This window comes from Paraburkholderia tuberum STM678 (genome assembly GCF_902833905.1).
Classification (GTDB): Bacteria; Pseudomonadota; Gammaproteobacteria; order Burkholderiales; family Burkholderiaceae; genus Paraburkholderia; species Paraburkholderia tuberum.
In genome coordinates, this window is the sequence record NZ_CADFGP010000027.1 from 1 (window position 1) to 12,181 (window position 12,181).

13 protein-coding genes are annotated in these 12,181 nt (G+C 62.3%); 10 read left to right on the forward strand and 3 right to left on the reverse strand.

The window, feature by feature from the left end:
• From HWY30_RS22765 to HWY30_RS22775, 3 genes are all read right to left on the reverse strand, one after another.
• Positions 1-764, reverse strand: a 764-nt coding sequence (locus HWY30_RS22765; RefSeq protein WP_279613296.1) for a citrate/2-methylcitrate synthase, incomplete at its 3' end; no start/stop codon positions are given.
• A 54-nt stretch (positions 765-818) separates the two neighbouring features.
• On the reverse strand, positions 819-1,835 hold the full coding sequence (locus HWY30_RS22770; protein WP_090808270.1) for an HpcH/HpaI aldolase/citrate lyase family protein: 1,017 nt from the start codon (positions 1,833-1,835) through the stop codon (positions 819-821).
• Positions 1,836-2,026: 191 nt separating this feature from the next.
• Positions 2,027-3,010: a malate dehydrogenase gene (locus HWY30_RS22775; RefSeq protein WP_090808272.1), complete on the reverse strand. Its 984-nt coding sequence runs from the start codon at positions 3,008-3,010 to the stop codon at positions 2,027-2,029.
• A gap of 539 nt (positions 3,011-3,549) precedes the next feature.
• Here HWY30_RS22775 and HWY30_RS22780 point away from each other — a divergent pair.
• From HWY30_RS22780 to leuD, 10 genes are all read left to right on the forward strand, one after another.
• Positions 3,550-4,350 carry a GntR family transcriptional regulator gene (locus HWY30_RS22780; protein WP_090808275.1) on the forward strand — a complete coding sequence of 267 codons (801 nt, stop codon included), beginning with the start codon at positions 3,550-3,552 and terminating at the stop codon, positions 4,348-4,350.
• A 157-nt stretch (positions 4,351-4,507) separates the two neighbouring features.
• The gene (gene sdhC / locus HWY30_RS22785; protein ID WP_090808277.1) at positions 4,508-4,924 is read left to right on the forward strand and encodes a succinate dehydrogenase, cytochrome b556 subunit; all 417 of its coding nucleotides are present in this window, start codon (positions 4,508-4,510) and stop codon (positions 4,922-4,924) included.
• A gap of 3 nt (positions 4,925-4,927) precedes the next feature.
• On the forward strand, positions 4,928-5,296 hold the full coding sequence (gene sdhD / locus HWY30_RS22790) for a succinate dehydrogenase, hydrophobic membrane anchor protein (RefSeq protein ID WP_090808279.1): 369 nt from the start codon (positions 4,928-4,930) through the stop codon (positions 5,294-5,296).
• A gap of 4 nt (positions 5,297-5,300) precedes the next feature.
• The gene (sdhA, locus tag HWY30_RS22795; protein WP_090808281.1) at positions 5,301-7,076 is read left to right on the forward strand and encodes a succinate dehydrogenase flavoprotein subunit; all 1,776 of its coding nucleotides are present in this window, start codon (positions 5,301-5,303) and stop codon (positions 7,074-7,076) included.
• Positions 7,077-7,102: 26 nt separating this feature from the next.
• Positions 7,103-7,807 carry a succinate dehydrogenase iron-sulfur subunit gene (locus HWY30_RS22800; RefSeq protein ID WP_090808286.1) on the forward strand — a complete coding sequence of 235 codons (705 nt, stop codon included), beginning with the start codon at positions 7,103-7,105 and terminating at the stop codon, positions 7,805-7,807.
• Between the two features lie 84 nt (positions 7,808-7,891).
• Positions 7,892-8,164: an FAD assembly factor SdhE gene (locus HWY30_RS22805; protein WP_018424116.1), complete on the forward strand. Its 273-nt coding sequence runs from the start codon at positions 7,892-7,894 to the stop codon at positions 8,162-8,164.
• A gap of 72 nt (positions 8,165-8,236) precedes the next feature.
• Positions 8,237-9,538, forward strand: coding sequence for a citrate synthase (gene gltA, locus HWY30_RS22810; RefSeq protein WP_090808288.1), 1,302 nt, complete (start codon positions 8,237-8,239; stop codon positions 9,536-9,538).
• Positions 9,539-9,834: 296 nt separating this feature from the next.
• Positions 9,835-11,244 carry a 3-isopropylmalate dehydratase large subunit gene (leuC, locus tag HWY30_RS22815; RefSeq protein ID WP_090808290.1) on the forward strand — a complete coding sequence of 470 codons (1,410 nt, stop codon included), beginning with the start codon at positions 9,835-9,837 and terminating at the stop codon, positions 11,242-11,244.
• Between the two features lie 5 nt (positions 11,245-11,249).
• Complete coding sequence (locus tag HWY30_RS22820) at positions 11,250-11,408, forward strand: entericidin A/B family lipoprotein (RefSeq protein WP_090808292.1); 159 nt, start codon at positions 11,250-11,252, stop codon at positions 11,406-11,408.
• Positions 11,409-11,492: 84 nt separating this feature from the next.
• Entirely contained in the window at positions 11,493-12,146 is a 654-nt protein-coding gene (gene leuD / locus HWY30_RS22825; RefSeq protein ID WP_090808294.1) for a 3-isopropylmalate dehydratase small subunit, read from the forward strand.
• Positions 12,147-12,181: the final 35 nt, after the last annotated feature.

Genomic DNA, 12,181 nt, shown 5'->3' on the forward strand with positions numbered 1-12,181 from the left:
TAGCGCGACTGGATTTCGAACGCGGCTTCATTGGCGCCGCCGTGTTTCGGTCCGCGCAGCGCGCCGATCGCGCCGGTGACCGCCGAGTACATGTCCGAGCCCGTGCCCGCGATCACGCGGCCGGTGAACGTCGACGCGTTGAACTCGTGCTCCGCGTACAGGTTCAGCGAGACGTGCATCGCATCGACCCACGCCTTCGACGGCTCGACGCCATGCAGCAGATGCAGGAAATGACCGCCGATCGAATCGTCGTCAGTTTCGACCTCGATGCGCTTGCCGTTGTGCGAGTAGTGATACCAGTACAGCAGCATCGAGCCGAGCGAGGCCATCAGCTTGTCGGCGATATCGCGCGCGCCGGGCAGGTTGTGATCGTCCTTCTCGGGCAGTACGGTGCCGAGCACCGACACGCCGGTGCGCATCACGTCCATCGGATGCGCGGCGGCCGGAATCCATTCGAGCGCGGCTTTCACGTTGGCGGGCAGGCCGCGCATCGACTTCAGCTTCGTCTTGTACGCGGTCAGTTCGGCCTGGGTCGGCAGCTTGCCGTGGACCAGCAGATAAGCGATCTCCTCGAATTCGCACGCCTCGGCGATGTCGAGAATGTCATAGCCGCGATAGTGCAAATCGTTGCCGGTCTTGCCGACCGTGCACAGCGCGGTGTTGCCCGCGGTCACGCCCGACAGCGCGACGGATTTTTTCGGTTTGAAGCCGCTTTGCGTTTCGTTGCCGCCTGTTGCGCCAGCGGCTTGCGTCGTCTCGCTCATGTTCCGCCTTCTCCTGTGTGCCGGCTCATCGCTGCCGTTTGAAAAACGCGTCGCTTATGCCACCGACTGTCCGTTGGCGCCCACTTGCGCAAAAAGCGGCGCCGCTTCTTGTGGAACAGCGCGGCCGGTGGTTTGCGCGCGGCGCAGCACCGACCAGTAATAGCGGTAGCTCGCACGGTCGTGCAGCGTATCGCCATGACGCGTCGGGCCCCAATGCGCGGACTGCGCGGCGAGCAGGATTTCGGCGGCCGTCGCGATTTCTTCGTCGCGCGGCGCGAACGCGGCGACGATCGCCTCGATCTGCGCGGGGTGGATGCTCCACATGCGCGTGTAGCCGAACTCGTTGCGGGCGCGCTGTGCGTCGTTCGCGACAACGCTCATGTCGCGCACTTCGGTGCTGACGTTGTGCGACGGCACCTTGCCGAACGCATGGCAGGCCGCCGAAATCTCGAGCTTCGCGCGCCGCACGAGCGGATGATCGAATTGGCCCGGCGAGCGCATCGCGGTATCGGGGATCGCGCCGTCGTGCGCGGAGACGAAGTCCATCAGGCCGAAGCTCAGCGCCTCGACGCCCGGCAGCGCGGCGAGTTCGAACACACGCGTAAGCGCGCCGTGGGTTTCGACCAGCAACTGCACCGGCACCGGCTGCGCGAGGCCGAGCTCGCGCCGCGTCGCCTCGATGAACGCGATCATTTCGGCGGCATCGTGAACATGGCGGATTTTCGGCAGCGTGATGTAAGCGGGTGCTCGCTTTGCGGCGCGCAGAATGAGGCGTACGTCGTCGCGCCAGTGCGCCTGAGCGAAGTCGTGGATGCGCACGCCGACGCGGCCGAAGCGGTCACGCTCGCTGCCCAGTAGCGATGCGACCAGTTCCGCGTGCTCAGCCTCGCGGCCGACCTGCGCGCCGTCTTCGCAATCGAGCGTGATATCGAACACCGGGCCGAGTTGCTGCTGTAACGCGAGCGACTTCAGCATCAGCTTTTCGCTGCCCGCGTAGTGATCGCAGGCAGGCAGCACAGCGGGCGGCGCTTCGCCCTCAAACAGCACTTCGGCGGGTGTGAGAACGCGCATCTTCGGCGTGTGGGGCGTGGTGAAAATTAAGGATGTCGGATTCGGGCGTGCTCTGCGCGAGTGCCGTCGGGCAACGGCAAAGCACGTTCGAATCAGAGGCGAATGGCGATGATCGCACGGCCATTCACACGAAAAAAACCGGAACCCGCCGCGCTGAGGCTTCGGAGTTCCGGTTCATCGGCATCAGATGCTTAGCCGAGCAGGTGCTGAACGCCGTCGCGCTCTTCCAGCAGTTCCTGCAGCGTGCCGTCCATCTTTTCGCGCGAGAACGCGTCGATTGCCAGACCTTCGACGCGCTTGTACTCGCCGTTTTCGCAGGTCACGGGCACGCCGTAGATGATGTCTTCAGGGATGCCGTACGAGCCGTCCGACGGGATGCCCATCGTGACCCACTTGCCGTTCGTGCCGAGCACCCAGTCACGCACGTGGTCGATCGCAGCGTTAGCCGCCGATGCCGCCGACGACAGGCCGCGCGCTTCGATGATCGCCGCGCCGCGCTTGCCGACGGTCGGGATGAACGTGTTGCGGTTCCATTCTTCGTCGTTGATCAGCTTGGTCAGGTCCTGACCTTCAGCCGTTGCAACGCGGAAGTCCGGGTACATGGTCGGCGAGTGGTTGCCCCACACTGCGAGCTTTTCGATCGACGCGACCGGCTTGCCCGACTTGGCGGCCAGTTGCGACAGCGCGCGGTTGTGGTCCAGACGGAGCATCGCGGTGAAGTTCTTCTTCGGCAGATCCGGCGCCGACTTCATGGCGATGTATGCGTTCGTGTTGGCCGGGTTGCCGACCACCAGAACCTTCACGTCGCGGCTGGCGACGTCGTTCAGCGCCTTGCCCTGAACCGTGAAGATTTCGGCGTTGGCCGACAGCAGATCCTTGCGCTCCATACCCTTCGAACGCGGACGCGCGCCGACCAGCAGTGCAATGTCGGCGTCCTTGAACGCGACCTTCGGGTCGTCCGTGATCACGACGCCCGACAGCAGCGGGAATGCGCAATCATCCAGTTCCATCACGACGCCTTTGACGGCGGCTTGCGCTTGCGGCAGATCGAGCAGTTGCAGGATCACCGGCTGGTCCTTGCCGAGCAGGTCGCCATTGGCGATGCGGAATAGCAGGGAGTAAGCGATTTGACCTGCGGCGCCGGTGACGGCAACGCGCTTTGCGGGCTTAGCCATTGAGAAATCTCCAGGACGATGCGTTAGACGCTAGGGAAAACGCCATTCTATATGCGCGTTCAGCGAAGCGTGATGAAACACGGCGGAATTCACTGTTCGCGTGCGGGCTCGGAATTGGCGAGACCGGGCGGCGCGTTACGGCAAGACCGCCGTGCCGGAAAGCTGTACTGCGGAGCGGGACGGGATGGCCCAGGGCTTACGCCGGGCCGGGGCCGCAACTGCACGGTGCGGGCTCCTGCAAACAGCGCGTTTCGGCAAGCGTCGGGCCAGCGGGTGCAACACGGAGACAGCGCGCGAATGCAACGGATGGCGGCGAATCGAAACCTGGACTGCGTAGGGGACGGCATGGTGCAGAGTGGCTGCCGGAGCGTCGCGGCGCTGCATCAAACAGCCGCCGCAAAATCCCGCAAACCCTTGCTCGACAAGGAGTGTAGGAGTCGAAACAGACAAAGTCAACAGTATCTTATGTCTTATATAAGACACATCTATCGCGGGGAAAACCCTAGACGTGTCCCAGCCCTTTATGATGAAATGCGCGCATGAATTCGAACCCGGCGAATCCTGTGAACCCGAATGGCCAAGGGGCCGCCGGCGAAGGCGTATCCACTGTTTCCGCTGCCGCGTCGCCTACCTTCAGCCCCTTATATCAGCAGATCAAGGGCTTGATTACGCAGAGCCTCGAAAGCGGCGAATGGAAGCCGGGCGAGATCATTCCTAGTGAAGTCGAACTGGCCGCGCGTTTCAAGGTGAGTCAGGGTACGGTGCGCAAGGCGATCGACGAACTCGCCGCCGACAACCTGCTGGTGCGCCGCCAGGGCAAGGGCACCTTCGTTGCAACGCACAACGAAGAGCGCGCGCAGTTCCGTTTCCTGAGATTGCTCGCGGACGACGGCGCCGAGCATCCGCACGTGAGCCGTCTGCTCGAATGCCGGCGGCTGCGCGCATCGGCGGAAATCGCGCGGCAGCTCGATCTGAAGCCGGCCGATCCGGTCGTGCTGATCAAGCGTTTGCTGCAGTTCGACGGCGAAGTCACCGTGCTCGACGAAATCTGGCTGCCCGGCGTCGTGTTCCGCGGGCTCACGCTCGAGCGGCTGTCGGAGTACAAGGGTCCCCTCTACGCGATGTTCGAGACGGAATTCGGTACCCGCATGATTCGCGCGACGGAAAAAATCCGCGCGGTCGCGGCGGAGCCTTCCGTGGCGGACCTGCTGCATGTGCCGGCGGGTTTTCCGTTGCTGTCGGTCGAGCGCGTGTCCTATACCTATGGGGACCGGCCGGTCGAAGTCCGGCGAGGTTGGTATGTCACAACCGGGTATTACTATCAGAACGATCTGAGCTGAATCGGGCTGAAACGAGGCGCGGCGTCCCACACGCGTGCCAATCGGAAGGCGCTTTTAATGCGCGCGCCGCAAAGGACCCAGCGTGGTTTTCGCTGCAGCGCGATATAAAAAGGCGCTAAAATTGCGGATTAGTGTGACTACATAGTAGGGGTCTAGCATGGCAGAAGCCGTAAAAAAACCGAGGCCGGAATTCCGGAACATCGGTATTGGGCAAATACTGACGGCATACCGTCTCCCGCTGGCGGGGCGCGTGTCGATTCTGCATCGCGTGAGCGGTGCCTTGTTGTTTCTCTTCCTTCCGTTCCTGCTGTTCCTCTTCGATCAGAGCCTGACTTCCGAACTGAGCTTCGAAGTATTCAAAGGCTTCCTCTCCAACATCATCGTCAAGCTGATCACGCTGGTTCTCGCGTGGGCCTTCCTGTTCCACTTCTGCGCCGGCATCCGTCACCTCGTGATGGATACGAATCATGATGCCGTGTCGAAGGAGAAGGGCAAATCGACCTCCATCGTGGTGATCGTCGTGTCGTCGCTGCTTACCATCGCATTCGCGGCAAAACTGTTCGGAGCATTCTAAAAAATGTCAGCCAATAACCGAATCGGTTCGAAGCGTCTCGTCGTCGGCGCGCATTACGGTCTGCGCGACTGGCTCGCGCAACGCGTCACCGCCTGCGTGATGGCGGTGTACACGGTGATTCTGCTCGCGTGGTTCTTCCTCGCGCGCGACTTTTCGTACGACGGCTGGGCGTCGATCTTCGCGACGCAGTGGATGAAGCTCGCCACGTTCGTCACGCTTCTCTCGCTGTTCTACCACGCGTGGGTTGGTATCCGTGACATCTGGATGGATTACGTGAAGCCCGTTGGCACGCGTCTCGTCCTCCAGGTGCTGACGATCCTCTGGCTGCTCGCATGTGCGAGCTACGCTGCGCAGATTCTCTGGAGAGTATAAAAGCATGGTTGCAATCAAGAATTCTCTGCCGCGTCGCCGCTTCGACGTCGTCATCGTCGGCGCGGGCGGCTCGGGGATGCGCGCGTCGCTGCAACTCGCGCGTGCCGGTCTGTCGGTCTGCGTGCTGTCCAAGGTGTTCCCGACGCGTTCGCACACGGTCGCGGCCCAAGGCGGCATCGGCGCTTCGCTCGGCAACATGAGCGAAGACAACTGGCACTACCACTTCTACGACACGATCAAGGGCTCCGACTGGCTCGGCGACCAGGACGCGATCGAGTTCATGTGCCGTGAAGCACCGAACGCCGTCTACGAACTCGAACACTTCGGCATGCCGTTCGACCGTAACGCGGACGGCACGATCTATCAGCGCCCGTTCGGCGGCCACACCGCGAACTACGGCGAAAAGCCGGTGCAACGCGCCTGCGCGGCGGCTGACCGTACCGGTCACGCGCTGCTGCACACGCTGTACCAGCAGAACGTTGCTGCCAAGACGCAATTCTTCGTCGAATGGATGGCGCTGGACCTGATCCGCGACGCCGACGGCGACGTGCTCGGCGTGACCGCACTGGAAATGGAAACCGGCGACGTCTACATCCTCGAAGGCAAGACCACGCTGTTCGCCACGGGCGGCGCGGGCCGGATCTTCGCGGCCTCGACCAACGCGTTCATCAACACCGGTGACGGCCTCGGCATGGCGGCCCGTTCGGGCATCGCGCTGCAGGACATGGAATTCTGGCAATTCCACCCGACCGGCGTGGCCGGCGCGGGCGTGCTGATCACCGAAGGCGTGCGCGGCGAAGGCGGTATTCTGCGTAACTCGAACGGCGAGCGTTTCATGGAACGCTACGCGCCGACGCTGAAGGACCTGGCGCCGCGCGACTTCGTCTCGCGTTCGATGGACCAGGAAATCAAGGAAGGCCGCGGCGTGGGTCCGAACAAGGATCACGTTCTGCTCGACCTGTCGCACATCGGCGCCGAGACGATCATGAAGCGTCTGCCGTCGATCCGCGAAATCGCGCTGAAGTTCGCGAACGTCGACTGTATCAAGGAGCCGATCCCGGTCGTGCCGACCATCCACTACCAGATGGGCGGTATCCCGACGAACATCAACGGCCAGGTCGTCGGTACGCCCCGCGGCCACGAAGAAGTCGTCAACGGTTTCTACGCAGTGGGCGAATGCTCGTGCGTGTCGGTGCATGGCGCAAACCGTCTCGGCACGAACTCGCTGCTCGACCTCGTGGTGTTCGGCCGCGCTGCCGGCAACCACATCGTCAAGCACGTGAAGGAACTGAAGGAACACAAGCCGCTGCCGGCCGATGCAGCCGACTTCGCGCTGTCGCGTCTGGCGAAGCTGGACAACTCGTCGTCGGGCGAGTACGCACAGTCGGTCGCGAACGACATCCGCGGCACGATGCAGAAGCACGCTGGTGTGTTCCGTACCTCGGCTCTGCTGTCCGAAGGCGTCGAGGCCATCCGTGAAGTGGCGGCACGCGTCGACAACATCCATCTGAAGGACAAGTCGAAGGTGTTCAACACGGCTCGCATCGAAGCGCTCGAAGTGGCGAACCTGATCGAAGTGGCACGCGCCACGATGGTCTCCGCCGAAGCGCGCAAGGAAAGCCGTGGCGCGCACGCGCAGAACGACTTCGAACATCGCGACGACGAAAACTGGCTGCGCCATACGTTGTGGTTCAGCGAAGGCGATCGCCTCGACTACAAGCCGGTTCACATGAAGCCGCTGACCGTCGAATCGGTTCCGCCGAAAGCGCGTACCTTCTAAGGCACAAGTCAAAGGAATTCAGAGAAATGGCCAAGCGTACATTTGAAATTTACCGCTACGATCCGGACAAGGACGCCGCTCCGCGCATGCAGACGTACGAGATCGAAATCGACTCGCACGAACGCATGCTGCTCGACGCGCTCATCAAGCTGAAGGCGCTCGACGAAACCCTGTCGTTCCGTCGCTCGTGCCGCGAAGGCGTGTGCGGTTCGGACGCAATGAACATCAACGGCAAGAACGGCCTCGCGTGCCTGACGAACCTGAACGACCTGCCGCAGAAGATCGTGCTGCGTCCGCTGCCGGGCCTGCCCGTCGTGCGCGACCTGATCTGCGACTTCACGCAGTTCTTCAACCAGTATCACTCGATCAAGCCGTACCTGATCAACGATACGCCGCCGCCGGAAAAGGAACGTCTGCAGTCGCCGGAAGAACGCGACGAGCTCGACGGCCTGTACGAATGCATTCTGTGCGCGAGCTGCTCGACGTCGTGCCCGAGCTTCTGGTGGAACCCGGACAAGTTCGTCGGCCCGGCTGGTCTGCTGCAAGCCTACCGCTTCATCGCGGATAGCCGCGACGAGGCAACCGGCGAGCGCCTCGACAACCTGGAAGATCCGTACCGTCTGTTCCGTTGCCACACCATCATGAACTGCGTCGACGTTTGTCCGAAGGGCCTGAACCCGACCAAGGCAATCGGCAAGATCAAGGAATTGATGGTTCGCCGCGCTGTCTAGTATCAATGAGCTCCGCGCTCCCTGGCGCGCGCTGTCCCCGAGAGGGCGGTCAGTGCGCCCGGGCGCGGCGCGGGGTGTACCGACATGACCGAAACATCGCATCAGTCCGACCCCCTCCGCCGCGCGCGTCTTCGCTGGCGCGCACGGCGGGGCCTGCTGGAAAACGACCTGATTTTCGAGCGTTTTTTCAGCCGATATGAGCATGACCTCAGCGATGCCGACGTGGGCGCACTCACGCGCCTGCTCGAGCTGAGCGATAACGACCTGATGGACTTGCTGCTCGCGCGCAAGGAACCTGAAGGCGATCTGGCCGACCCGGACGTGGTCCGGGTTCTGGAGTTGCTGCGCAACGCTTGAGCGCCGCCAGTCCGTTGTTCCAGGCGTGCAATTATCGAAACCCTGTATCCATACTTCGATTGAGGATGTGCTATGACCCCGTCAGATGTTAAAGCCACGCTATCGTTCAGCGACAATTCGCCGAGCGTCGAAATGCCGATTTACAAGGGCACGATTGGCCCGGATGTGATCGACATTCGCAAACTGTACGGCCAGACCGGCAAATTCACGTACGACCCGGGCTTCATGTCGACGGCGGCGTGCAATTCGGCGATTACCTACATCGACGGCGACAAGGGCGAACTGCTCTACCGCGGCTACCCGATCGACAACCTCGCGCAAAACGCCGATTTCCTCGAAACCTGCTACCTGCTGCTGAACGGCGAGCTGCCGAACCAGAAGCAGAAGGTCGAATTCGTCGGCACCGTCACGAAGCACACGATGGTGCACGAGCAGATGCAGTTCTTCTTCCGCGGCTTCCGCCGCGACGCGCACCCGATGGCAATTCTGGTCGCCGCGGTCGGCGCGCTGTCCGCGTTCTATCACGACTCGCTCGACATCAATAACCCGCATCACCGCGAAGTGTCGGCGATCCGTATGATCGCGAAGCTGCCCACGCTGGTCGCGATGGCGTACAAGTACAGCATCGGCCAGCCGTTCGTGTATCCGAAGAACGACCTGTCGTACAGCGCGAACTTCATGCGCATGATGTTCTCGAACCCGTGCGAAGAGTACGAGGTCAACGACGTGCTGGTGCGCGCGCTCGACCGTATCCTGATCCTGCACGCTGACCACGAGCAGAACGCGTCGACGTCGACCGTGCGGCTCGCCGGTTCGTCGGGCGCGAATCCGTTCGCGTGTATCGCGGCGGGTATCGCGTGTCTGTGGGGCCCGGCGCACGGCGGCGCGAACGAAGCCGCGCTGACCATGCTGGAAGAAATCGGCTCGGTCGACAACATTTCTGAGTTCATCAAGCAGGTGAAGGACAAGAACTCGGGCGTGAAGCTGATGGGCTTCGGCCACCGCGTGTACAAGAACTACGACCCGCGCGCGAAGCTGATGCGCGAGACCTGCTACGAAGTGCTCGAAGAGCTGGGCCTGCACGACGATCCGCTGTTCAAGCTCGCGATGGAACTCGAAAAGATCGCGCTCGAAGACGAATACTTCGTGTCGCGCAAGCTGTACCCGAACGTCGACTTCTACTCGGGCATCGTGCAGCGCGCGCTGGGCATTCCGACGTCGATGTTCACGTGTATCTTCGCGATGGCACGCACGGTCGGCTGGATCGCGCAGTGGAACGAAATGATCGCCGATCCCGAGCAGAAGATTGGCCGTCCGCGTCAGCTGTTCATCGGCGAGACGCTGCGTGAAGCGAAGCCGATCGCACAGCGCTGATCGCTGATCGACCTCAATACGCGCGCTTCGCAGCGGCATTCGTGCCGTGCAAAAGCGCGAAATTGGAGTGAATAAAACGCCTCGACGGGTTTACCGTTGGGGCGTTTTCCGTTTCGGCGGCAGCTAGGCGTCGCTGGGGCCAACGCTTGCCGGGTAACGACGATACAGGTATTGCCACTACCAGCCAACTCCATGTTTTTTATCGGTTTTTTCGTCGGCTGAGCAGCCCATCGCGGTGTGCAGCGTGGCATAATCAATCGACACAGTCAGCCCGCAGTCATTACTCCCCGCATACCATGGCACAGACCCTCTACGACAAATTGTGGAACACGCACGTGGTCCACACGGAAGACGACGGCACCACGATTCTCTACATCGACCGTCACCTGCTGCATGAAGTGACCAGCCCGCAGGCGTTCGAAGGCCTGAAAATCGCCCAGCGTCCGGTGTGGCGCATCAGCGCGAACCTGGCCGTGTCCGACCACAACGTGCCGACCACGGACCGCAGCCACGGCATCGCCGATCCGGTGTCGAAGCTGCAGGTCGACACGCTCGACGCCAACTGCGACGCCTTCGGCATCACACAGTTCAAGATGAACGACCTGCGTCAGGGCATCGTTCACATCATCGGGCCGGAACAGGGCGCCACGCTGCCGGGTATGACAATCGTCTGCGGCGACTCGCACACGTCCACGCACGGCGCGTTCGGCGCGCTCGCGCACGGCATCGGCACGTCGGAAGTCGAGCACGTGCTGGCCACGCAAACGCTGCTGCAGAAGAAGAGCAAGAACATGCTCGTGAAGGTCGAGGGCCAATTGCCGCGCGGCTGTACCGCGAAGGACATCGTGCTCGCGATCATCGGCAAGATCGGCACCGCGGGCGGCACCGGCTACGCGATCGAATTCGGCGGCTCGACGATCCGTTCGCTGACAATGGAAGGCCGCATGACGGTCTGCAACATGGCGATCGAAGCGGGCGCGCGCGCCGGCATGGTCGCCGTCGACGACACCACGGTCGAATACCTGAAAGGCCGTCCGTTCTCGCCGCAGGGCGTCGAGTGGGATCACGCGGTCGAGTACTGGAAGCAGTTCAAGTCGGACGACGGAGCGCATTTCGATCGCGTGGTCGAGTTGAACGCCGCCGAAATCGTGCCGCAGGTCACCTGGGGCACGTCGCCGGAAATGGTCACGCCGATCGACGGCCGCGTGCCGGATCCGGAGCGCGAAAAGGACCCGGTCAAGCGCGACGCGATGGAGCGCGCGCTCAAGTACATGGCGCTCGAGCCGAACGCGCCGATCGAGTCGATCAAGCCGGATAAAATCTTCATCGGGTCGTGCACCAACGCGCGCATCGAAGACATTCGCGCCGCGGCTTACGTCGTGAAGAAGCTCGGCCGTCGCGTCGCGCCGAACATCCGTCTGGCGATGGTCGTGCCGGGTTCGGGTCTCGTGAAGGCGCAGGCGGAGCGTGAAGGCCTCGACAAGGTCTTTACCGAGGCCGGTTTCGAATGGCGCGAGCCGGGCTGCTCGATGTGTCTGGCAATGAACGCCGACCGGCTCGAGCCGGGCGAGCGTTGCGCGTCCACGTCGAACCGCAATTTCGAAGGTCGTCAGGGCGCTGGTGGCCGCACGCACCTGGTGAGCCCCGCAATGGCCGCGGCTGCGGCCATCGAAGGGCATTTCGTCGACATTCGCAAGCTCGGATAAATCGCATGATCAAGAACATGAATCGCATCACTCTATTGCGCCGCTTCGCACTCGGCACGTTCGCCGGGCTCCTGCTCGGTCTTGCCGGCTGCAACACGGTGCACGGATTCGGCCAGGACATGTCGCACCTCGGCAATTCGATCAGCAATCACGCTGAGAAATAAGCGGTTTTTGATTTTTGCCGGCGATACGGCGCGGGGGTTCCAGCCGCCAGTCGCATCGCCCGGTCCTGAACAGGCGCAAGCGTCATGGATAAATTCATCGTACACACCGGCGTCGTGGCGCCGCTCGATCGCGAGAACGTCGACACGGACGCGATCATTCCGAAGCAGTTCCTGAAGTCGATCAAGCGCACGGGTTTCGGTCCGAATGCGTTCGACGAATGGCGCTACCTCGACCACGGCGAACCGGGTCAAGACAACTCGAAGCGTCCGCTGAACCCGGATTTCGTGCTGAACCAGCCGCGCTACCAGGGCGCCTCGGTGCTGCTCGCGCGCAAGAATTTTGGCTGCGGCAGCTCGCGCGAACACGCGCCCTGGGCGTTGCAGCAATACGGCTTTCGCGCGCTGATCGCGCCGAGCTTCGCGGACATCTTCTACAACAACTGCTTCAAGAACGGCGTGCTGCCGATCGTGCTGACCGAACAGCAGGTCGATCATCTGTTCAACGAGACGTATGCGTTCAACGGCTTCGAGCTGACGATCGACCTCGAAGCGCAAGTCGTGCGCACGGCCGACGGCGGCACCGAATATCCGTTCGAAGTCGCTGCGTTCCGCAAGTATTGTCTGCTGAACGGTTTCGACGACATCGGCCTCACGCTGCGTCACGCGGACAAGATCCGCCAATTCGAAGCGGAGCGTCTCGCGAAGCAACCGTGGCTGAACCATCGCCTCGTCCGCTAAGCAAAACCGTGAGGGCGTTAGGGGCGTGAAGTCCG